Source organism: Streptosporangium sp. NPDC050148 (assembly GCF_055586505.1).
Window position 1 is genome coordinate 157,363 of sequence record NZ_JBVJIA010000004.1, and the last position, 19,926, is coordinate 177,288.

The 19,926-nt window shown below is 72.2% G+C and carries 18 protein-coding genes; 12 read left to right on the plus strand and 6 right to left on the minus strand.

Annotated elements, in window-relative coordinates:
• Nucleotides 1-15 precede the first annotated feature (15 nt).
• The 4 genes from ACZ6RT_RS05675 to ACZ6RT_RS05690 all read right to left on the minus strand — a co-directional run bounded on the left by ACZ6RT_RS05675 (nt 16) and on the right by ACZ6RT_RS05690 (nt 4,457).
• The gene (locus tag ACZ6RT_RS05675) at nt 16-855 is read right to left on the minus strand and encodes a PmoA family protein (protein ID WP_399194320.1); all 840 of its coding nucleotides are present in this window, start codon (nt 853-855) and stop codon (nt 16-18) included.
• Nucleotides 846-1,874, minus strand: a complete 1,029-nt coding sequence (locus ACZ6RT_RS05680) for a Gfo/Idh/MocA family protein (protein WP_470152454.1) — start codon at nt 1,872-1,874, stop codon at nt 846-848. The genes ACZ6RT_RS05675 and ACZ6RT_RS05680 overlap by 10 nt, the downstream gene beginning before the upstream one ends.
• A gap of 76 nt (nt 1,875-1,950) precedes the next feature.
• On the minus strand, nt 1,951-3,363 hold the full coding sequence (locus ACZ6RT_RS05685) for a glycoside hydrolase family 30 protein (protein WP_399194318.1): 1,413 nt from the start codon (nt 3,361-3,363) through the stop codon (nt 1,951-1,953).
• 80 nt (nt 3,364-3,443) lie between these two features.
• Nucleotides 3,444-4,457 (minus strand): LacI family DNA-binding transcriptional regulator, encoded by a 1,014-nt coding sequence (locus tag ACZ6RT_RS05690; protein ID WP_399194316.1) that lies wholly within the window; start codon nt 4,455-4,457, stop codon nt 3,444-3,446.
• A 196-nt stretch (nt 4,458-4,653) separates the two neighbouring features.
• Between ACZ6RT_RS05690 and ACZ6RT_RS05695 the strand changes: the two genes are divergently transcribed.
• From ACZ6RT_RS05695 to ACZ6RT_RS05715, 5 genes are all read left to right on the plus strand, one after another.
• On the plus strand, nt 4,654-5,952 hold the full coding sequence (locus ACZ6RT_RS05695) for an extracellular solute-binding protein (RefSeq protein ID WP_399194314.1): 1,299 nt from the start codon (nt 4,654-4,656) through the stop codon (nt 5,950-5,952).
• Nucleotides 5,953-5,960: 8 nt separating this feature from the next.
• A complete protein-coding gene (locus ACZ6RT_RS05700; RefSeq protein ID WP_470152371.1) occupies nt 5,961-6,944 on the plus strand; it encodes a carbohydrate ABC transporter permease in 984 nt (327 codons plus the stop codon).
• Complete coding sequence (locus ACZ6RT_RS05705; RefSeq protein ID WP_399194310.1) at nt 6,941-7,765, plus strand: carbohydrate ABC transporter permease; 825 nt, start codon at nt 6,941-6,943, stop codon at nt 7,763-7,765. Before ACZ6RT_RS05700 ends, ACZ6RT_RS05705 begins: the two co-directional genes overlap by 4 nt.
• Nucleotides 7,766-7,810: 45 nt before the next feature.
• Nucleotides 7,811-9,319 carry a glycoside hydrolase family 5 protein gene (locus ACZ6RT_RS05710; protein WP_399194308.1) on the plus strand — a complete coding sequence of 503 codons (1,509 nt, stop codon included), beginning with the start codon at nt 7,811-7,813 and terminating at the stop codon, nt 9,317-9,319.
• A gap of 124 nt (nt 9,320-9,443) precedes the next feature.
• A complete protein-coding gene (locus tag ACZ6RT_RS05715) occupies nt 9,444-12,482 on the plus strand; it encodes an endo-1,4-beta-xylanase (protein WP_470152372.1) in 3,039 nt (1,012 codons plus the stop codon).
• 117 nt (nt 12,483-12,599) lie between these two features.
• Here ACZ6RT_RS05715 and ACZ6RT_RS05720 read toward each other — a convergent pair whose 3' ends face one another.
• Nucleotides 12,600-13,289, minus strand: coding sequence for a MerR family transcriptional regulator (locus ACZ6RT_RS05720; RefSeq protein ID WP_399194304.1), 690 nt, complete (start codon nt 13,287-13,289; stop codon nt 12,600-12,602).
• A gap of 86 nt (nt 13,290-13,375) precedes the next feature.
• Between ACZ6RT_RS05720 and ACZ6RT_RS05725 the strand changes: the two genes are divergently transcribed.
• Nucleotides 13,376-13,852: a DUF6194 family protein gene (locus ACZ6RT_RS05725; protein WP_399194302.1), complete on the plus strand. Its 477-nt coding sequence runs from the start codon at nt 13,376-13,378 to the stop codon at nt 13,850-13,852.
• 89 nt (nt 13,853-13,941) lie between these two features.
• Here ACZ6RT_RS05725 and ACZ6RT_RS05730 read toward each other — a convergent pair whose 3' ends face one another.
• Nucleotides 13,942-14,550 carry a DUF4142 domain-containing protein gene (locus ACZ6RT_RS05730; RefSeq protein ID WP_470152373.1) on the minus strand — a complete coding sequence of 203 codons (609 nt, stop codon included), beginning with the start codon at nt 14,548-14,550 and terminating at the stop codon, nt 13,942-13,944.
• Nucleotides 14,551-14,910: 360 nt separating this feature from the next.
• On the opposite strand from ACZ6RT_RS05730, the gene ACZ6RT_RS05735 reads away from it, so the two are divergent.
• From ACZ6RT_RS05735 to ACZ6RT_RS05760, 6 genes are all read left to right on the plus strand, one after another.
• The gene (locus ACZ6RT_RS05735; RefSeq protein WP_470152374.1) at nt 14,911-15,510 is read left to right on the plus strand and encodes a sulfite oxidase-like oxidoreductase; all 600 of its coding nucleotides are present in this window, start codon (nt 14,911-14,913) and stop codon (nt 15,508-15,510) included.
• Nucleotides 15,480-16,238, plus strand: a complete 759-nt coding sequence (locus ACZ6RT_RS05740; protein ID WP_470152375.1) for a ferredoxin reductase — start codon at nt 15,480-15,482, stop codon at nt 16,236-16,238. The genes ACZ6RT_RS05735 and ACZ6RT_RS05740 overlap by 31 nt, the downstream gene beginning before the upstream one ends.
• A complete protein-coding gene (locus ACZ6RT_RS05745) occupies nt 16,235-16,507 on the plus strand; it encodes a DUF6510 family protein (protein ID WP_399194294.1) in 273 nt (90 codons plus the stop codon). Before ACZ6RT_RS05740 ends, ACZ6RT_RS05745 begins: the two co-directional genes overlap by 4 nt.
• A gap of 301 nt (nt 16,508-16,808) precedes the next feature.
• Nucleotides 16,809-18,368 (plus strand): amino acid adenylation domain-containing protein, encoded by a 1,560-nt coding sequence (locus ACZ6RT_RS05750; protein ID WP_470152376.1) that lies wholly within the window; start codon nt 16,809-16,811, stop codon nt 18,366-18,368.
• Nucleotides 18,369-18,380: 12 nt separating this feature from the next.
• Nucleotides 18,381-18,599, plus strand: coding sequence for an acyl carrier protein (locus tag ACZ6RT_RS05755; RefSeq protein WP_470152377.1), 219 nt, complete (start codon nt 18,381-18,383; stop codon nt 18,597-18,599).
• Nucleotides 18,596-19,918 carry a flavin monoamine oxidase family protein gene (locus ACZ6RT_RS05760; RefSeq protein ID WP_470152378.1) on the plus strand — a complete coding sequence of 441 codons (1,323 nt, stop codon included), beginning with the start codon at nt 18,596-18,598 and terminating at the stop codon, nt 19,916-19,918. The genes ACZ6RT_RS05755 and ACZ6RT_RS05760 overlap by 4 nt, the downstream gene beginning before the upstream one ends.
• Nucleotides 19,919-19,926 lie beyond the last annotated feature (8 nt).

Below are 19,926 nucleotides of genomic sequence, written 5' to 3' on the forward strand. Positions count from 1 at the left end.
TCGCACCCGGCCCGCTCACCCCCGCGCCGGCCACGGGTGCTCCTTCACGTACGCCTCCAGCCGGTCGCGGTCCCACGCGCCGGTGGCCACCGTCATCCGGTAGCGCAGGCGCAGCGTGTCACCGGGCGGCAGCAGGAGCGGCTCGTGGAAGGCGATGGAGGGGTTGACGGCCGCGAACGGCGTGGTGCGGACGAACCAGACGGTCGGCAGGGCGCTGCGGAACAGCAGGGTCGAGGACCGGTCGACCTCGTCGTGCCTGCCCGCGTAGGCCAGCCACTCCGACTCCCGGCCCATCATCTCCGGCCCGTCGCCGCGCTCGGCGATCACCGTCCCGTGCTCGAAGGAGCGCGGCCCGCGCCAGAACAGGCCGCAGTAGCCGGCCATCGGGCGGCCGTTGGTGGTGGGACTGCCGAAGACCAGGTCGCTGCCGCGCACGTTGACGATCTCCGTGGACAGCTCCAGCGTCCAGGAGTCCTCGTCCACGTCGCGCACCTCGAAGGTGCGAAGCTCGTCCACCCAGTGCTCGCCGCCCTGGGTGTGCCAGGTCAGGCGCTCCACGCCGGGGGAGGGGAAGTCCTCGTGCCGCATGGTCCCGTTGTTCGGCAGGTCCACGTACCCGGCGGCCTCGCGGACGTAGCTGCCGCCGCCCCAGAAGTTCTCCCCCGACAGGTCCGAGACGGTGAACTGCAGCCCCCGGTGCCAGCGGTGGTCGTGCGGGCGGTAGGCGCTGACCACGTCGCCGGCCGTCGTGCGGATCGGGTGGAAGTACGGTTTCGGCGACTCGAAGACCGGTGTCTCCGGCACGTACACGTAGCGCAGGATCGGCACGCCGCGTTCGGTGAGGGTCAGCTCCATCCGCGTCCGTCCAGCCGGTCGTAGAAGGGGTGGCCGGGGACGAGGTCGGCGCGGAGCACGGGCCGGCCGGTGGCCGCCGAGGCGTACAGGCCGGTGGCCAGCTCCAGCGCCCGGCGCCCGTCCGCCCCGCCCATGGGCGGGGGCTCGCCGCGCTCGTAGGCGTCCAGCAACTCGGCGAGCTGGGCCTCGTGCGAGCTGGGCAGGTCCTCGGGAGGGTTCCACAGCGCCGAGGTGGAGCTCCAGTCGGCGTTGCGGTAGCCGTACAGGTGGCGCAGCTCCACGGTGGCCTCGGTGTAGTCGAAGCGCAGGTAGCTCTCCTCACGCCGCGACAGCACGCTGTTGACGACCGAGGCCATGGCGCCGGAGTCGAACCGGACCGTGGCCATGGAGACGTCCTCGGTCTCGATCCGGCGCTCCAGCGTGCCGGTCATCGCGCGGATCTCCGTCCAGTCGCCCAGCACCGAGAGCATCAGGTCCATCTGGTGGATGCCGTGGCCCATCGTGGGGCCGCCGCCCTCGGTCTCCCACCGGCCGCGCCAGGGCACCTCGTAGTAGGCGTCGTCGCGGTACCAGGTGGTGACGCAGAGCGCGACCAGCGGGCGGCCCAGCTCGGGCGCGAGCGCGCGCAGGTGCCGCGCGCCCGAGCCGAAGCGGTGCTGGGAGACGACCGAGGCGCGGCCGGCCCCCTCGGCCGCCGTGATCAGGTCGTGCTCGGCCAGCGACAGGCAGGCGGGCTTCTCGATCCACACCCAGGCGCCCGCCTCCAGGCAGGCCACCGCCTGCGCGGCGTGCAGGTGCGGGGGCGTGCACAGGTGGACCAGGTCAGGCCGCTCGGCCTCCAGCATCTCCTCCAGCGAGGTGTACGCCCCCTCGATGGAGTGCTCGGCGCAGAACGCCTTCACCCGCGCCTCGTCCACGTCCACCGCGGCCACCGGCCGGACCCGGTGGGCCTGGGAGCGCAGCGCGGGCAGGTGGCAGATCCCCGCGATGCCGCCGGTGCCCACCACCGCCGCCCGGATCACCGCCCCCTCCCCGCGGCGCTCCGCGACAGGGGGGACGTTCCGGGCGAAGGTGACAGGGAGAGACTCATGATCCTCATCGTACGACCACGGTCGTCAGGGAGCGCGGCGGCAGGACGAGGTCGCGACCGCCTCGCAGGCCCGGCAGCGGGGTGGCGGTGAGCGAGTTCCCGGTGTCGGTCAGGTAGGAGGTGGCCCGCCCCGGCCTCGTGGTGACCTTGGTGGAGACCTCGGTGGTGGCGGTGTTGAGGATCTCGACGACCTCCGAGCCGTCGGCGTTGCGGAAGGCGGTCACCTTCAGCGCCGGGTCGGGCGCCTCGGCGGCCAGCCGGACCGCGCCGGGCCGGATGAAGCGGCTGTAGGCGGCCAGCGCCCACAGGCGCTTGGCGACGCGGTAGGTGGAGGTCGCCTGGTCGATCTGGATCAGGCCCCGGGTGGTGCCGCGCGAGGCCCCGAACCAGAAGACGTAGCCGGAGACCCCGCCCAGGGTGAACGAGTCGTGGATCTGCTGGGCGACCGCGAAGCCGTCGTAGCCGCTGCCGTCGTCCCACGCCTCGTTCCAGGTGTCGCCGTTGGGCGACCACTCCGACATCCAGGTGGGCCGGTCGGTGGGCAGCGGGCCGTCCACCGGGCTGACGTAGGGGTGCCCGGTGTGCGTGGCGACCCACCTGCGCGCGATCGGGTCGGCCTCGATGGCCTTGGTGTACTCGCGCTGCTGGGCCCACCCGGCGGCGTCGCAGCAGGCGACCTTGATGCCGGCGCGTGCCGCGACCGGGCCGAGCACCTTGACGAAGTCCGCGGCCTCGGCCGGGGTGAACCGCATCGAGGCGTAGGAGACGGTCAGGTCGGGCTCGTTGGTGAACCCCAGGTCGGTGACGCGGATGCCCTCGCGGGCGTAGAACTTCGCGTACTGCACCAGGTAGTTCGCGTACGCCTTGCGCCACTCCGGGAGCAGCGAGCCGCCGTTGCTGTCGGAGCCGTTGTCCTTCATGTAGCCCGGGGCGCTCCAGGCGTCGGCGTAGAAGCGCTTCACGCCGTACCGCCTGGCCTCCTTGGCCAGCCACACCTGGCCGCCGTCGTCGCCGTCCCAGACGTACTTCGGCGGCGCGTCCGGGCCGCCCGGGTCGACGGGCTGGATGGAGGACATCAGGTCGTACGGGCTGCCGGTGGGGGAGGAGCCGATGCCCAGGCGCAGGATGCTCAGCCCGGCCCCCTTGGTGGGGCTGAGCCACAGGTCGAGGATCTCCCGCTGTGACGAGGCGGGCAGCGCGCGGACCAGCTCGTTGCGCCGGAACGCCTGGGAGAAGCCGAAGCCGTCGATCCGCTGGAGGGTCCGGTGGCGCTCCAGGCGGATCTCCGGGGCGGTCCGCGAGCCGGCCCGAGCGGTGGTCGTGCCGTTCTCGGGCCCGGCCTGGGCGGCGGCCGGGACGGAGCCGAGCAGGGGGAGCAGGAGGATCGGTACCAGTACTGTCCTGCGACGTCGAGACATGCGGGGACCCGCTTTCCGAAACTTTCACAAGATTACAGATACTTTTCGTGTGAGTACCGTAGACGTCGCGCGGGTGAGCGTCAACGCCCGATCGGCGGCGAGGTGCTCTCCCGCACGACGAGCTCGGTGGCCAGCTCCACCCGCCGGGGCTCGCGCCCGCCCGCGGACGGGTCGAGCACCATCCGGGTGGCCAGCGCCGCCATCTCCTGGAGCGGCTGGCAGACCGTGGTCAGCGGCGGCCAGGCCGAGCGCGCCAGCGGCAGGTCGTCGAAGCCCACCACCGACAGGTCGCCGGGCACCCGCAGGCCGCGCCGCCTGGCCGCCTCCAGCACGCCGAACGCCTGCATGTCGCTGCCGGCGAAGATCGCGGTCGGCGGGTCGGGCAGGGAGAGCAGCTCGTGCCCGCCGTCGCGGCCGGAACCGACCAGGAAGTCGCCGTACCCGATGAGCGCGGGGTCCACCGGCACGCCCGCGGTCTCCAGCGCGGCGCGGTAGCCGTCGACGCGGGCCCGGCTGCACAGCATGCCGGGCGGGCCGCCGATCATCCCGATCCTGCGGTGCCCCAGCTCCAGCAGGTGGCGGGTGGCGGCCAGCCCGCCGTGCCAGTTGGTGGCCCCGACCGAGGCGACCCCGGCCGGCGGCTCGCCGTCGGGGTCCACCACCACGAAGGGGATGGACCGGGCGGCCAGCCGGTCGTGCCGGTCGGCGCTGATCCGCGAGCCGACCAGGATGGCCCCGTCGGTGTGCCGGGCGGCGATCCGCTCCACCCAGTCCCGGCCCGGCCCGGCCCGGTCGTGCAGGACCGAGATCACCACGCCGGCGCCGACCTCGCGGGCCGAGGCCTCCACCCCGCGCACCAGCTCCATCGCCCACGGGCTCTCGATCTCGGTGAACACCAGGTCCACCAGCCCGGCGGGACCGTCGCCCTGACCGCCCCTGCGCCGGTAGCCGTGCTCGCGCAGCAGCCGTTCCACCCGCTGCCTGGTCGCGGGGGCGACCTCCGGCCTCCCGTTGATGACCTTTGAGACGGTGGGCGCGGAGACCCCTGCCCGCTCGGCGATATGGGCGATCGTCACGCGCCTTGTGGTCGACATGAGTCGAATACTAAACGAAAACTTTCGGTAACCTCACCATCCATACCGGGACGGACACCGGGACGGGAGGGACACGGGATGGGATCACTACCTCGGCGACTATTGACGCGTAACCGCCGGTTTACCTATTCTCCGGGACACGAAATATTCGGGGTACATATGAAACTTTCTAGCCTCACTCCCGAAAGGGGATCCCATGCTGAGTCGGCGAGGCGTGGTGGCTCTGGCGGTATCGACGCTGCTTCTCGGAGCTTGCAGCACGAGCGGAGAAGGTGGCGGGGCCACGTCCGGTGCGGCCGCCGGCTCTGACAAGGTCACCTTCGAGTTCTGGAACCTGGCGACGGCAGAGCCGATGAAGACGTTCTGGGCGGAGCGCATCAAGGAGTACCAGGCGGCCCACCCGAACGTGACGATCAAGAACATCGCCATCGAGAACGACTCCTACAAGCCCAAGCTGGCCACGCTCACCCAGTCGGGCAAGGCACCCGACCTGTACTCCACCTGGGGTGGCGGCGTCCTGAAGCAGCACGTCGAGGCGGGACTGGTCAAGGACCTGACGTCCGACGCCGCCGACGTCATCGGCGGCATCACCCCGGCCGCGCTGTCCGCGTACCAGTTCGACGGCAAGACCTACGGGCTGCCCACCGACATCGGCATGGTCGGGTTCTGGTACAACAAGGCGCTGTTCAAGAAGGCCGGCATCACCGAGCCGCCCACCACCTGGACCGGCTTCCTGGACGCGGTCAAGAAGCTGAAGGCGGACGGGACCACCCCGATCGCCCTCGCGGGCAAGGCCAAGTGGCCGGGGCACTACTACTGGTCCTACCTGGCCATGCGGGTGGCCGGGCTGGAGGCGTTCAAGCAGGCCGGCTCCACCAACGACTTCACCGGGCCCGACTTCGTCGCCGCCGGCCAGAAGCTCAAGGAGCTCGTCGACCTCCAGCCGTTCCAGAAGGGCTTCCAGGGCGCCGACTACTCCACCCCCGACGGCCAGGCCGCGACCATGGGCAACGGCAAGGCCGGCATGGAGCTGATGGGCCAGTGGGCCCCGTCCGTGCAGAAGGACTCCGGCAAGGGCCTCGGCGACGACCTCGGATTCTTCACCTTCCCCGCGGTCGAGGGGGGCAAGGGGTCGCCCGGCGACGCGTTCGGCGGCGGCGGCGGCCTGGCCGTGGGCGTCAACGCCCCGCCCGCGGCGCTGGACTTCCTGAAGTTCTCGCTCAAGGCGGAGAACCACAGCAAGGCCGTCAAGGCGGGCGGCGTGCTGCCCGTGCTCAAGCAGGGCGAGGAGGCGGCCGTCACCGACCCCCACGTCAAGACGGTCTCCGAGACCCTCGCGGCCGCGACCGGCTTCCAGCTCTACCTCGACCAGGAGTACCCGCCCGCCGTCGGCCAGGAGATCAACGACTCCGTGGCCGAGCTGATCGGGGGCACCAAGACGCCCGAGGAGGTCGTCAAGAGCATCACCGAGACGGCCAAGGCGGAGTCGGAGTAGCCGCCCGGATGAAGACGATGACAGGGCCGGACGCGCGTCCGGCCCTTTCCCCCGAGGGGCCCGCACCGGCGCGAAGGCGCGGGCGCGGGTCCCGGCGGGGGCGCGGCTGGGTCACCGCGATCCTGTTCGTGCTCCCCGCGCTGGTCCTGTTCGCCCTGCTGGTGCTGGCCCCGATCATGGTGGCCGGCTACACCAGCCTCTACAAGTGGAACGGCATCGGCCCGCCGAGCAACTTCGTCGGCCTGGACAACTTCACCCGGCTGTTCGCCAGCGACATCTTCGTCGGCGACCTGCGCAACGGCGGCATCCTGATCGTGCTGGGCCTGCTGGTGCAGCTGCCGCTCTCACTCGGCCTGGCGGTGATGCTGAACCAGCGGATCCGCGGGCGCGCCTTCTACCGGCTGCTGTTCTTCGCGCCGTACATGCTCTCCGAGGCGATCATCGGCGTGCTGTTCTCGCTGATCCTCTCGCCCGAGGCGGGCCTGGCCAACCGGATCCTCGTCTCCTGGGGGCTGGAGCCCTGGACCTGGCTGTCCGAGCCGGACACCGTGATGTTCTCGCTCTTCCTGGTGATCACCTGGAAGTACTTCGGCTTCCACATGATCCTCTACCTGGCCGGCCTGCAGAGCATCCCCAAGGAGCTGAGCGAGGCGGCCAGGATCGACGGCGCCGGCAGCTGGAACGTGTTCCGCCACGTCACCCTGCCGCTGCTCGGCCCCACCATCCGGGTCAGCGTCTTCCTGTCCATCATCGGCACCATCCAGCTCTTCGACCTGGTCTGGATCCTCACCGGGGGCGGGCCGTCGCACGCCTCCGAGACCATGGCCGTCAGCATGTTCGAGTACGGCTTCAAGCGATCCCAGATCGGCTACTCCAGCGCGATCAGCGTCGTCATGTTCCTGATCAGCCTCGTCTTCGCCCTCGGCTACCAGCGGTTCGTCCTGCGCCGGGACCTGGAGGGGGCCAGCACCACCATGGGAGACCGCCGATGATCGCCCGGCTCCGCACGTTCCCGATCCACGCGATCATCTGGGTCGCGGCCGTCTTCATCGTCGTGCCCTTCCTGTACGGCCTGCTGGGGGGTTTCAAGACCTCCGACCAGCTCTCGGGCAACCCGCTGGGCCTGCCGTCGCCGTGGGTGACCGGCAACTACACCGACGTGATCCTCTCCGGCACGTTCTGGCGCCAGTTCCTCAACAGCCTGTTCGTCGCGGTCGTCACGACCGTGCTGGTCGTCGGCCTGTCGGCGATGGCCGCCTTCGCGTTCGCGCGGTTCGCCTTCCGGGGCCGCGAGTTCCTGTTCACGCTGTTCGCCGTCGGGCTGATGTTCCCGTTCGCGGTGGCGATCCTGCCGCTGTTCGTCCTGCTGCGCACGTTCGGCCTGCTGGACAACCCGCTGGGGGTGATCCTGCCGCAGGCCGCGTTCGGCCTGCCGCTGACCGTCATCATCCTGCGGACGTTCTTCCGGTCCATCCCGAGAGAGGTCGAGGAGGCGGCCATCATCGACGGCTGCACCCCCTTCGGCTTCTTCTGGCGGGTGCTGCTGCCGATCGCCCGGCCCGCCCTGGCCACGGTCTCGGTCCTGGCCATCGTGGCCAGCTGGAACAACTTCTTCCTCCCGCTGGTGGTCCTCAACGACCCGAACCTGTGGACGCTGCCGCTGGGCGTCCAGCAGTTCCAGGGGGAGTACATGGCCGACACCGCCAGGATCCTGGCCTACGTCATCGTCTCCATGGTCCCGGCTCTGGCCTTCTACGCCGTCGCCGAGCGTCAGCTGATCAGCGGCCTCACCGCGGGCGCCACCAAGGGCTGATCCCGTCCTCGTTCATCCCGTTCGTTGTGTAGGAAGCGAGAAACAATGACCCTGAGCGTTGCCGGATCCCGTCTCGTCGACGCGGCCGGCACCCCGGTACGGCTGCGCGGAGTGGGCCTCGGGGGCTGGCTGAACATGGAGAACTTCATCACCGGCTACCCGGCCAACGAGGCGTCGATGCGCACGGCCGTCCGGGAGGCGCTGGGCGAGGAACGCGCCGAGATGTTCTTCGACCGCCTGCTCACCTCCTTCTTCGGGCCGGACGACGCCGCGCTGCTGGCCGGGCTCGGTACCAACTGCGTCCGTATCCCGATCAACTACCGCCACCTGGAGTCCGACGACCGCCCCTTCGAGATCGACGAGCACGGCTTCCGCCACCTGGACCGGGTGATCCGCCTGCTCGGCGAGCACGGCATCTACAGCGTCATCGACCTGCACGCCCTGCCCGGCGCGCAGAACCAGCACTGGCACTCCGACAACCCCACCCACATCGCGGCGTTCTGGCAGCACCGCCACTTCCAGGACCGCGCCGTCCACCTGTGGGAGGTCATGGCCGACCGCTACCGCGACAACCCCTGGGTGGCCGGCTACAACCCGGTCAACGAGCCCGGCGACCCGAGCGGGCAGGTCGTCGGCCCCTTCTACGACCGCCTGGTCAAGGCCGTGCGCGCCGTCGACCCGGGCCACGTGCTGTTCCTGGACGGCAACACCTACTCCACCGACTTCTCGATCTTCCGCGAGGTGTACGAGAACACCGTCTTCGTCTGCCACGACTACGCGCTGGCCGGGTTCGCGCACGGCGGCCCCTACCCCGGGCACACCCGGGGGGAGTGGGTGGACCGCGAGCAGCTGGAGCGCTCCTTCGAGCGCCGGACCGTCTTCCAGCGCGAGACCGGCACCCCCATCTGGGTCGGCGAGTTCGGCCCGGTCTACACCGGCGACCCGGAGATCGACCGGCAGCGCTACCAGATCCTCCGCGACCAGCTGGAGATCTTCGACGCGCACGAGGCCGGCTGGTCGCTGTGGACCTACAAGGACGTCGGCCTGCAGGGGCTGGTCTGCGCGGGCGAGCCGTACATGAGCCGGTTCGGCGACTTCATCGCCAAGAAGCAGCGGCTGGGCGCGGACCGGTGGGGATCGACGATGGAGGAGGCGGCGAGCGAGCTGGCGCCGCTGCACCGGCTGATGGAGACCGAGTTCCCCTCCTGGGACCCCTACCCCTGGGGCGCCCGGTACCAGGTCGACGACCTGATCCGGCACATCCTCATCGCGCAGGCGCTGCTCCCCGAGTACGCCGGGCTGCTGCGCGACCGCTCCGACGAGGAGCTGGTCGCCCTGGCCGACTCGTTCGCGCTCGCCCGCTGCAGCCGGCGGCAGCCGCTGCTCGACCTGCTCGCCGAGAACCTGCGCGCCGGGGATCCGCTCGGAGGGGATCCCCTCGGCGGGAACTCGCACGCGGGAAACCCGAACGCGGGGAGCTCGGGCGCGCAGGACCCGCACGCCGGGGATCCGCTCGGGAGGGAGCCGCTCGGGCAGAACTCGCTCGGGGCCTGACACCCGACGGCTCCTAGGTAGATATCCGGAAAAATCCGGAAAGGCGTGGTATCCCGGGAAGGCCGTCGCACCCCCCACCGTCCCATTCGTTTCCACTCCTACCTGACCGAGGAGCACCGGAAAGATGCGCGCCCCCCGGCCGCGGGCAACGGCCCTGGCCCTGCTGTCCCTCGCCCTGTCCCTGCTGGCCGGAACGGTGGCGGGCCTGCCCGTCACCCCGGCCGCCCACGCCTCCACGGCCCACGCCTCCGCCACGCACACGTCCGTCGCGCAGGCGCCCGCCGCCACGATCGTCACCTACGACTTCGAGTCCGGGCCCCAGGGCTGGGAGCCGCGCGGCTCCGGGGTCTCGGTCGCGACCACCCCCGACGCCGCGCACGGCGGCGCCCGCTCCCTGCTCACCACCGGCCGTACCGACACCTGGCACGGCGCGGCCGTCACCCCGCCGTTCGAGAAGGGCGTCACCTACGAGGTGTCCGCGTGGGCGCGGGCCGCGGCCGGGCAGGAGTCCTCGACGGTCGCGCTCACCGTGCAGCGCACCCCCGCCGGGGGCGAGGCCGTCTACGAGCGGGTCGCGGCGGCCACCGTCACCGACTCCGCCTGGGTCCGCCTGACGGGCACCTACACCTACACCGCGGACTCCGCGCTGTCGCTGTACGCCGAGAGCTCGGTGGCGACCGTCGCGTTCCACCTCGACGACATCGTGGTCACCGCCGACACCGACCCGGCCAGGTCCGGCCTGACCAGTGACTTCGAGACCGGGACCGCCGAGGGGTGGACCTCGCGCGGCGGCGCCGTCCTGACCGCCGAGGCGGACTCGGCGCACGACGGCGCGTACGGCCTGGGCGTCACCGACCGGCAGGCGTCCTGGGACGGCCCGTCCCGGACGGTGCTCGGCAAGCTGGCCAAGGGATCGAAGTACGACCTGTCGGTCTGGGTGCGCAGCGCCACCGCCCAGAGCGTGAGCCTGTCGATCGAACGACGCTCGGGCGAGACCCCGTCCTACGACCGGGTCGCCGGGCCCCGCGCCCTGGCCGCCGGCGAGTGGACCAGGCTCGCGGGCACCTACCTGCTGGCCCACGACGTGGACTTCCTGAGCGTCTACGTCGAGTCGGCCGAGGGGACGGCGCCGTTCGCCGTCGACGACTTCCGGCTGGCCTACATCGAGCCCAAGCCGGTGCAGACCGACATCCCCTCGCTCAAGGACACGGTGCCGTTCACGATCGGCGCGGCCTTCTACCGGGGCGCCACCCTGGGCGAGCACGCCAAGCTGATCACCAAGCACTACGAGAGCGTCACCCCGGGCAACAGCCTCAAGTGGGACGCCACCGAACCGGCCGAGGGGGAGTTCACCTTCGCCGAGGGCGACCACCTGGTGGACTGGGCGACCGGCAACGGCCTGCGGGTGCGCGGCCACACCCTGGTCTGGCACAGCCAGACGCCCGCCTGGGTCTTCGAGGGCGCCACCAAGGAGGTCCTGCTGCGCCGGATGGAGAGCCACATCCGCGCGGTGATGGGCCGCTACAAGGGCAGGATCGACACCTGGGACGTGGTCAACGAGGTCGTCGACGAGAACCGGCCCGACGGATTGCGCCGCTCCCCGTGGTTCGAGATCGCCGGACTGGACTACATCCGCACCGCCTTCCGGGTGGCCCGCGAGGTCGACCCGGACGCGACGCTCGTCATCAACGACTACAACACCGAGTTCCCCCGCAAGCGGCAGGCGCTGTACGACCTGGTCGCGAAGCTGCGCGCCGAGGGCGTCCCGATCGACGCGGTCGGCCACCAGCTGCACGTCAACGTCGAGCAGCCGCCCGCCTCGTACATCGAGGACACGATCGAGAAGTTCGCCGGCCTGGGCGTCGAGCAGCAGGTCACCGAGCTGGACGTGAGCGTCTACACCGACTTCGTGAGCTCCTACGAGACGGTCCCGGCCGAGGTCCTCGCCCTGCAGGGGCACCGGTACCGGGAGATCTTCGACGTCTTCCGGCGCCAGGCGGAGCACCTGTCGTCGGTGACGATCTGGGGCGTGGCCGACGACGCGACCTGGCTGTCCACCTTCCCCATCGCCCGGCTGAACCCGCCGCTGCCGTTCGACGACGAGCTCCAGGCCAAGCCCGCGTACTGGGGCATCGTCGATCCGTCCAGGCTGCCGCCGCTCGTCCGGTCCCTGGACGTGCCCGCGGGCACGGTGCGGGTGGACGGCAAGCGGGACGGCGAGTGGGACCTGCTGCCCGGCGCCCCCGTGCCCCGGGTCGGCGGGCTGTCCGCGACCTGGCAGGCGCGCGTCGCGCCCACCGGCGCGTCCGGGGGCCTGTACGTGCTGGCCGAGGTCGTCGACGCCACCGGGGACAGGGACGACACCGTCACCTTCACCGTGGACGGCACGCCGTACCGCGTCCGGCGGGGCGGCACGCACGCCCACGGTTTCAAGGCGCACACCAAGCCGACCGCGACCGGCTACCGGGTCGAGGCGCTGCTGCCCCTGCGGGCCGGTACGGGCACGACGGCCGACGCGCGGGTCGTGGTGGACGACGCGACCGGCGGGGAGACGTCCTGGACGGGGAGGCTGACCTTCGTCCCGGCCGTCAGGACCGCCCTGGCGCCCAGGGGTACGCCCGTGGTGGACGGCGTCGCCGAGGCCGCCTGGAACAGGGCGCCGGAGATCGTCACCGGCACCCGCGTCCAGGGCACCTCCGGCGCGACCGCCAGGGTCAGGGCCGTGTGGAACGCCGGGGTCCTGTACGTCCTGGCCCGGGTGACCGATCCGGTGCTCAGCGAGGAGTCGCCCGACGCCTGGTCGCAGGACTCCGTCGAGATCTTCGTGGACCCGCAGAACAACAAGACCAGGGGGTACGACGACGACGACGGCCAGTACCGGGTGAGCTTCACCGGCAGGCGGACCGTGGGAGGCACGTTCGACGCGTTCGCGGTCCGGGACAACCTGACCGCCGCGGCCGTGCGGACCTCCGGCGGCTACGTGGTCGAGGCGGCCATCAGGCTGCCCACCGTCACCCTGGCCAGGGACACCCTGCTCGGCTTCGACGTGCAGGTCAACGACGCCACCGGCGCCGCCCGCACGGCCGCCGCGACCTGGAGCGACCCGACCGGGCGCGGCTACGTCGACACGTCGAGGTGGGGCGTGCTCCGGCTCGTCCCGTAGTCGCCCACCGGCCGTCCGTCGGCCGTCCGTCACGTCCCGGCCGCCGGGCCCCGCTCCACGAGGGCGGGACCCGGCGGCCGGTCGTGTGCCGTCCTCCCGCTCCCGGCCCGGGACCCCCTACGCCGGTGGGATCAGCGCGGCGAGGGCGGCGGCGGCGTCGAGGAGGGCCCTGGAGCGGGTGTCGATGGCCGCCTCCCGGGCGGACAGCGCGGCCGTCACCTCGTCCCACCGGCGGGCGCCGCGCAGCTGCGGCATCAGGGCGCGGAGCGCGGCGACGCGGTGACCGGCCCTGCGCAGCTGGTGGACGATCCGCGCGTCCCGCACGTCGTCGGGGAAGTACCGCCGCGGCCCCGACGGGGAGTCCCGGCGGGGCACCACCAGGCCCTCCGCGTCCCAGTGCCGCAGCGTCGAGGTCCGCACCCCCAGCGCGACGGCGAGCTCGGAGACGCTCATGACGTCCGACGGGCGTACGTCGCCGATCGGCTCCTCGGAGATCGTCGCGGCGGCCCGCCTGGCCAGCGCGAGGTCCCGCCGCTCGGTGTCGAGCCGGGCGTGCGCCGCGTCGAGCAGGGCGAGCAGCTCCGGCAGGGGACGCGTGTGCGCCGCGCGCATGATCCGCCTGGCCTCGACCGGCCCCGTCCCGGCCGCGAGAGCCCGGTAGGCCAGCGCCGAGCGCACATGCGTATCGTCGTAGACCCGGTACCCCGTGGCGGTGCGCGCCGCCACGGGCAGCACGCCCTCGCGTTCGAGATCGCGAACCTGCTGGACGGAGCACCCGGCACGCCGTGCGACGTCGATCGTCCTCATGACGGCGACTTGCGACTTCTCACCGGTCCACCTGGGAGCGTCCGGGGTGAAGTCTCCACAAGCACATGAATGAAACGCTACAGCACATGAGCATCGACGAGATCATCGAATTCCTCGGCGGCCTGGAGGGGGTCCTGGTCCTGCGGCCGGTGCCCGGCGACGGCTCCCCCGAGATCAGCTGGGGCGACGCGTTCTTCTACCACGCGCCCGACGGCAAGGTCCCGGAGCGGACCCAGCCGTTCGCGACGATCGTGACGAAGGACTACCCGGACGACCGGCGCTCACGGCTGGACCGCCCCGGCGCCTTCCGCCTCAACCTCTTCGCCGGCAAGGACGCCTTCGCCCGGCACACGGGCCGCGGGCCGCGCGACCCGGAGCCGGACGGGACCGACCCGAGCGTGGCCGACACCGTGATCGCCCACCCCGTCTACGGCCCCCTGGGCTGGCTGGCCGTGGTGAACCCGGGGCCGCGGACGGAGCCCGTGGTCCGGGAGCTGCTCCGCGCGGCCCACGAGCTGGCCCGTTCCCGCCACCTGCGGCGTGCCGGCTCGGAGTCGCCGTGACCCCCGGCCCTGCCGTTCCCCGGCCCTGACCGGCCCCGCTCCACCGGGAGCGGGGCCGGGCAGGAGCCCGCGGTCGCCGGTGAGGTGGCTCAGCTCTCCGAAGGGCTGGGAGACGGGGTCTCCTCGGCCTGGAGCAGCATGTCGAGGTGCCTCTGCACGGCCGGCCTGGCGGTGACGGCGATCTGCTTCACCTCGGGCGACGCGCCGCTCGCGATCTCCTTGTCCACGTCGGCGAGGGTCGCCCGGTGACCGGCGATCTGCACGGTGATCCAGGCCCTGTCGAACTCGGCGCCGTTCAGCGCCGCCACCTTGTCCAGCTGCTCGCGCTGCGCGGGGGCGGGTGCGTCGGGGAGTGTGACCCCGAGCCGGCCGGCCACCTGCCGTACCGTCGCGTCGAGCCTCGTGTGGTCGGCGATGAACATCTCGCCGAGCTCCAGGACGGTGGCGGCGTTCGGCCGCCCGGACTGGTCGGTGGTCTTCTGCCGGGCCACCCTGCCCGACTCGATCTCGAAGAGGTTGGACTGGTGCGCCTTGACCAGGAAGTCCTTGTCCTGCTGGCTGGCGGCCTGCGGCGAGCCCGCCGGCGCGGAGGGGTCGGCGGGCGCCGGAGGCGGCGGGGGCGGTGAGAACGCGAAGGCGGTGGTGCCGCCCGTCATGGCCAGGACGGCGGCCAGCATAATGATCAGCTTTCGAAGCATCGGATCCTCCGTCGGTCCACGATCGGGAACACCACTCCTTTCACATATGCGCCTATCCATGGTGATGTAGCGCTTTGAGCGGTAAATCCTGACAAAAGGACTCATGTGCTTCGTTGGTGCGGTGGCCGTCCACCCGGGGAGGGAAGCTCTTCCGAACACGCCCGGTTGCTGGTCGTCTGACCGAGTGTGATGAGATTTACCTGTCGCGTCCGTTCGCGTCGCGGCCGGTCCGGGGCCCGCCACGGCCACCGGGCACCGACCGGTCAGGCCGGTCAGGCCGGTCAGGCCGGTCAGGCCGGTCAGGCCGGTCAGGCCGGTCAGGCCGGACCGGCGGATCCCGTCACACAGGAGGTGGGCGTCATGGGCATCGTCTCGCCCGGGTTCTTCGGCCGCCGCCGCGCCGCCAACCCGGACCTGCCGCCGGGGCAGTACCTCACCGAGGACTTCCCCGTCCTGTCGGCCGGCCCCGCCCCGCACGTCCCCACCGACGAGTGGGCCTTCGAGATCGTGACCGAGACCGGCGAGACGACCCGCTGGACCTGGGCGGAGCTGGGCGCGCTGCCCCTGGAGCGGTTCACCGTCGACCTGCACTGCGTCACCAAGTGGTCCAAGCTCGCCACCACCTGGCAGGGGGTGTCGCTGGACACCCTGCTGGCCGGGGTGGAGACGTCCGCGGAGTACGCCCTGGCGCACTCCTACGGCGGCTACACCACCAACCTCCCGCTGGAGGACCTGCTCGACGGGCGGGCCTGGATCGCGACCCGCTACGACGGCGACCCCCTGGACCCCGAGCACGGCGGGCCCGCCCGGCTGCTCGTGCCGCACCTGTACCTCTGGAAGAGCGCCAAGTGGGTACGCGGCATCCGGCTCCTCGACGAGGACCGGCCGGGGTTCTGGGAGGGCGCCGGCTATCACCCCTACGGAGACCCATGGCGCGAGCAACGGTACTGGGGCGACTGACCTGGCGGGTCGCCACGGTCGCCGCCGTACGCGACGAGGCCCCCGGGGCGCGCACGATCGTCCTGGACGTGCCGGGCTGGCCGGGCCACCTGGCCGGCCAGCACCTCGACGTGCGGCTCACCGCCCCCGACGGCTACTCCACCCAGCGCTCGTACTCCATCGCCTCTGCCTCCGGCGGGGACCGGCTGGAGCTCACCGTCGAGCTGCTGCCCGACGGAGAGGTCTCCCCCTACCTCGCGGGCGTCCTGGCACCGGGCGACCCGCTGGAGGTGCGCGGCCCGATCGGGGGCTGGTTCGTCTGGCGTCCCGAGACGCCGGAACCGGTGCAGCTCGTCGCGGGCGGTTCCGGCGTGGTCCCGCTGATGGCGATGATCCGCGCCCGCGCCGCGGCCGGTGCCGACGCGCCGTTCCGGCTGCTGTACTCGGCGCGCGAGCCCGGGACCGTCCTCTACCGCACCGAGCTGGACCGCCTGGCCGCCGCAGGCTCCGGCCTGGAGGTCACCTACGCCTACACGCGCCGGGCGCCCGAGGGCTGGGGACGCCCCGCGGGCCGCGTCGACGCGGACCTGCTCGCGCGGGCCGTCTGGCCGCCCGGGCGGGAGCCCGCCGTCTTCGTCTGCGGGCCCACCGGCTTCGTCGAGACGGTCGCCGACCTGCTCGTCTCCGCCGGGCACGAGCCCGGCCTGATCCGCACGGAACGCTTCGGCCCCAGTGGAGGACGACCATGACCCAGGACCACATCGACGGCAACGCCGCGGGGGGAGCCCTGCGCGACGTCTTCGCCGTCGACCTGACCGCCGCCACCGGCCGCTGCTCCACCTGCGACCGGTCCCTCGCCCTGGCCGAGGCGCACCTGTACACCCACGCCCCGGGCCTGGTGGCCCGCTGCCCCGGGTGCGGGGAGGTCGTCTTCCGGCTGGTCCGCGCGCCCGGCCGGGCCTGGCTGGACATGCGCGGCATGACCTGCGTCGAGTTCGAGCTGCCCGCCCGGCCCTGACGTCCGCCCGGCCTTGAGGCCCCGCCCGGCCCTGGCGTCCCGCCCGTCTCCGGCGTCCCGTCCGTCTGCGGCGCCCCGGTCCGCCGGGCCCGGCGTCCTACGGTCGACACGTGTTCCGATGCGACGGCCATTGTGGCGTCGCCGCAGCTCGGAATGGGTGCCCGGCTTTTCGGTATGAGTTTTCCGGGATTGTGGTTCCGACCGGAAATCACGCTCACATCAGCTATTTTTCGCCAGAATTATGGCGGTTTTCCTCTCTCGTTACAAAGCGCACCTTGGTATAGCATCCCTGGCATTTGGTATGGCATCCAAGGAAGGCGCAGCCGTGCCCGAACCGCACCACGACGTAATAACGGCATTCGCCGATACGGTCAGCCGAAATCCCGGCCGGACGGCGATGACGCACAACGGCCGATCCCTCACCTACGCCGAACTCGACCTGTGGGTGCGTGCCACGGCGCGAAGGCTCGGCCCGGATCCGGGAGTCGTCGGAGTGGTCACGTCGCGGTCGCCGGCCACCGTGGCCGGACTGCTCGGCACGCTGGCCGCGGGCGGTACGTACTGCCCCATCGATCCGGCGTACCCGGAGCCGAGGCGGCGGGCGCTGGCGGCGGCGGGCGGATGCCGCCTGGTGATCACCACCGGGCCGGAGACGCCCGTGCCACCGGGGACGCTCCCGGTGCGGCTCCCCGGCCTCCCCGAGGCCGCGCGGGCTCCCGGTGACACGTCCGGAACCGCGCCGGTGGCCTTCGCCACCGGCGATCCCGGCGACCCGGCGTACGTCCTGTTCACCTCCGGCTCCACCGGGGAGCCGAAACCCGTGGTGACCCCGCGCGGGGCCATCGCCACCGCGGTCGGCGCGCTGCGCGACCTGTTCGGCCTCACCCCGGCGGACCGCGTGCTGCAGTTCGCGTCGCTGAACTGGGACACCTGCTTCGAGGAGATCCTGCCCACGCTCACCGCGGGCGCGACGCTGGTCTTCCACGACCACGCCCACTCGGGTTCCTTCCGGCGGATGCTGCGGATGCTCGACGCCGAGCGGGTCACCGTCCTGGACCTCCCCTCGGCGTTCTGGCACGAGCTGGTACGCCACCTGACGGAGGAGCGGGCGACGCTGCCCGCGTCCGTGCGGATGATCGTCGTCGGCGGGGAGGCGGTCAACCCCGCCCGGCTGGCCGACTGGTGCGCGCTCGACACCGGCGCGATCCGCCTGGTCAACACCTACGGGTGCACGGAGACCACGCTGGTCACCCATGCCGTCGACCTGAGCGGCCCCCTCGCGGCGAGCCGGCCGGCACCCTGGAGCCCCGGGGAACGCGTGCCGATCGGGCACCCCCTGCCCCATGTCCTGCAGCACCTCGGCGAGGAGGGCGAACTGCTCGTCGGCGGCCCGTCGCTGGCGCTGGGATACGGGGGCGGGCCGGACGCGAACGCGGAACGGTTCGTCGAGCTCGATCTCGGCAGCGGTCCCGAGCGCTACTTCCGCACCGGTGACCGGGTCGGCCGCGGGGCCGACGGCATGCTCGTCCACGAGGGCAGGCTCGACCACGAGCTCAAGGTGCGTGGCGTCCGGGTGGACCCGGCCGAGGTGGAGGCCCAGATCGCCGGTCATCCGCAGGTGGCCGCCGTGGCGGTGGCGAGCGTCACCGTCGCCGACCACACGACGCTCGCGGCCTACGTCGTACCGCGCTCGCCCGGCGGCGCCGTGACGCTGGCCGAGGACGTCCTGAACCACCTGCGCGACCGTTCCCCGGCCCATCTCGTGCCCGGCCGGATCACCGTCGTGCCGGAACTCGTCCACACGGCCAGCGGAAAGGTCGACCGGGCGGGCTCGCACCGGCGATACGCATCCACCACCTGAAAGGGGTTTTCTATGAGCGTGGACGAGTTGACCGGCATATTTCGGAACGTTCTAGAAAATAGCAGCATAAATAGCGACTCAGACTTTTTCATCATGGGCGGGGACTCCCTGCTCGCCACCCGCGTCCTGAGCGCGATCGCGCGCGCCTGCGGCGTGGAACTGGACTTCGACGACTTCCTGGACGCGCCCACCCCCGAGGCCCTTTACAAGAAGATCGCGAGCCTGACGTGAGCGTCGTGGTCGTCGGGGCCGGGCTGGCGGGCCTCACCGCCGCCGCCGACCTGGTGGCGCACGGCCTGGAGGTCACCGTCCTCGAGGCGCGCGACCGGGTCGGGGGCCGTACGCGCGGCATCGAGGTCGCGCCCGGCGGCTGGGTGGACGCCGGGGCGGCGTACCTGGGCGACCGGCACACCGCGCTGACCGCCCTGATGACCGGGCTGGACCTGAAGACGACGCCCGCCGCCGTGGCCGGGGACAGCCGCTTCGCGCTCGGCGGCGACGAGCGCACCAGGCCCGGCCGGTTCCCGCCGCTGTCCGCGGTCGCGCTCGGCGAGATGTTCGACGCCCTGGACGAGCTGGTCCGCACCCCGGGCCTGGACGCCCCGTGGTCGGCGGCGGACGCCGCCCGCCTCGACGCGCTGACCGCGGCCGAGTGGGCGCGCGAGCACCTGCGCCATCCGGACGCGCGGCTGTTCTTCCCCCTGTTCCTCGGGGAGATGATGGCCGCCGACCCGGCGGACGTCTCCGTCCTGCACATGGCGTTCTACCTCCGCTCCGGGGGCGGGATCCGCTACCTGAACGCCTTCGAGGGCGGTGCGCAGGAACACCGGATCGCCGGTGGGGCGCACCTGTTGTGCGAACGGCTGGCCGCCGGGCCGGGTGTCCGGGTACGCCTGAACGAGCCGGTGCGCGCGATCCACCAGGACGACGGCGGCGTGACCGTGACGACCCCCGCCGGATCGCTGCGGGCCGACGCCGTGGTGGTCGCGGTGCCGCCGTCACTGGCCGACACGATCGACCACCGGCCCGCGCCGCCCGCACCCCGCTCCACCGGGCGCACGGCACCCGGGTGCGCGGTGAAGGTGCACCTGGTCTACCCGGCGCCCGCCTGGCGGGAGCACGGGCTGTCCGGCTGGTCGGTCAGCGCGCGGGGCCCCCTGCTGTCCACCGTGGACGACTCGCCCGCGGACGGCGGGGTGGGCGTGCTGACCGGATTCGTGACCGGCAGGGAGGCGCACCGGTTCTCGCGGCTGTCCGGGGACGAGCGGCGCGAGCGGGCACTCGCCCAGGCCGCGCGGCTCTTCCCCGGCCTGCCGCGGCCGATCGGGTTCCACGCCACCGACTGGATCGGCGAGGAGTACAGCCGCGGATGCTACGCGGCGCTCTTCGGACCGGGGGACTGGCTGCGGCTCGGCCCGCACCTGACGACCCCGCACCGGCGGGTGCACTGGGCCGGCACCGAGACGAGCGTGGAGTTCTTCGGCCTGATGGAAGGCGCCGTCCGGTCGGGGCACCGGGCGGCCGCGGAGATCATCGCGACGTACAGATGAAGGGACAT

What these genes read in the sequence shown, in the direction of transcription:
- ACZ6RT_RS05675 (WP_399194320.1), bottom strand. Translation starts at nt 855, where the DNA reads ATGGAGCTGACCCTCACCGAACGCGGCGTGCCGATCCTGCGCTACGTG.
- ACZ6RT_RS05720 (WP_399194304.1), bottom strand. Translation starts at nt 13,289, where the DNA reads ATGAGGACGATCGACGTCGCACGGCGTGCCGGGTGCTCCGTCCAGCAG.
- ACZ6RT_RS05740 (WP_470152375.1), top strand. Translation starts at nt 15,480, where the DNA reads ATGGCGCGAGCAACGGTACTGGGGCGACTGACCTGGCGGGTCGCCACG.
- ACZ6RT_RS05725 (WP_399194302.1), top strand. Translation starts at nt 13,376, where the DNA reads ATGAGCATCGACGAGATCATCGAATTCCTCGGCGGCCTGGAGGGGGTC.
- ACZ6RT_RS05735 (WP_470152374.1), top strand. Translation starts at nt 14,911, where the DNA reads ATGGGCATCGTCTCGCCCGGGTTCTTCGGCCGCCGCCGCGCCGCCAAC.
- ACZ6RT_RS05690 (WP_399194316.1), bottom strand. Translation starts at nt 4,457, where the DNA reads ATGTCGACCACAAGGCGCGTGACGATCGCCCATATCGCCGAGCGGGCA.
- ACZ6RT_RS05695 (WP_399194314.1), top strand. Translation starts at nt 4,654, where the DNA reads ATGCTGAGTCGGCGAGGCGTGGTGGCTCTGGCGGTATCGACGCTGCTT.
- ACZ6RT_RS05685 (WP_399194318.1), bottom strand. Translation starts at nt 3,363, where the DNA reads ATGTCTCGACGTCGCAGGACAGTACTGGTACCGATCCTCCTGCTCCCC.
- ACZ6RT_RS05710 (WP_399194308.1), top strand. Translation starts at nt 7,811, where the DNA reads ATGACCCTGAGCGTTGCCGGATCCCGTCTCGTCGACGCGGCCGGCACC.
- ACZ6RT_RS05705 (WP_399194310.1), top strand. Translation starts at nt 6,941, where the DNA reads ATGATCGCCCGGCTCCGCACGTTCCCGATCCACGCGATCATCTGGGTC.
- ACZ6RT_RS05750 (WP_470152376.1), top strand. Translation starts at nt 16,809, where the DNA reads ATGGCATCCAAGGAAGGCGCAGCCGTGCCCGAACCGCACCACGACGTA.
- ACZ6RT_RS05755 (WP_470152377.1), top strand. Translation starts at nt 18,381, where the DNA reads ATGAGCGTGGACGAGTTGACCGGCATATTTCGGAACGTTCTAGAAAAT.
- ACZ6RT_RS05730 (WP_470152373.1), bottom strand. Translation starts at nt 14,550, where the DNA reads ATGCTTCGAAAGCTGATCATTATGCTGGCCGCCGTCCTGGCCATGACG.
- ACZ6RT_RS05745 (WP_399194294.1), top strand. Translation starts at nt 16,235, where the DNA reads ATGACCCAGGACCACATCGACGGCAACGCCGCGGGGGGAGCCCTGCGC.
- ACZ6RT_RS05700 (WP_470152371.1), top strand. Translation starts at nt 5,961, where the DNA reads ATGAAGACGATGACAGGGCCGGACGCGCGTCCGGCCCTTTCCCCCGAG.
- ACZ6RT_RS05715 (WP_470152372.1), top strand. Translation starts at nt 9,444, where the DNA reads ATGCGCGCCCCCCGGCCGCGGGCAACGGCCCTGGCCCTGCTGTCCCTC.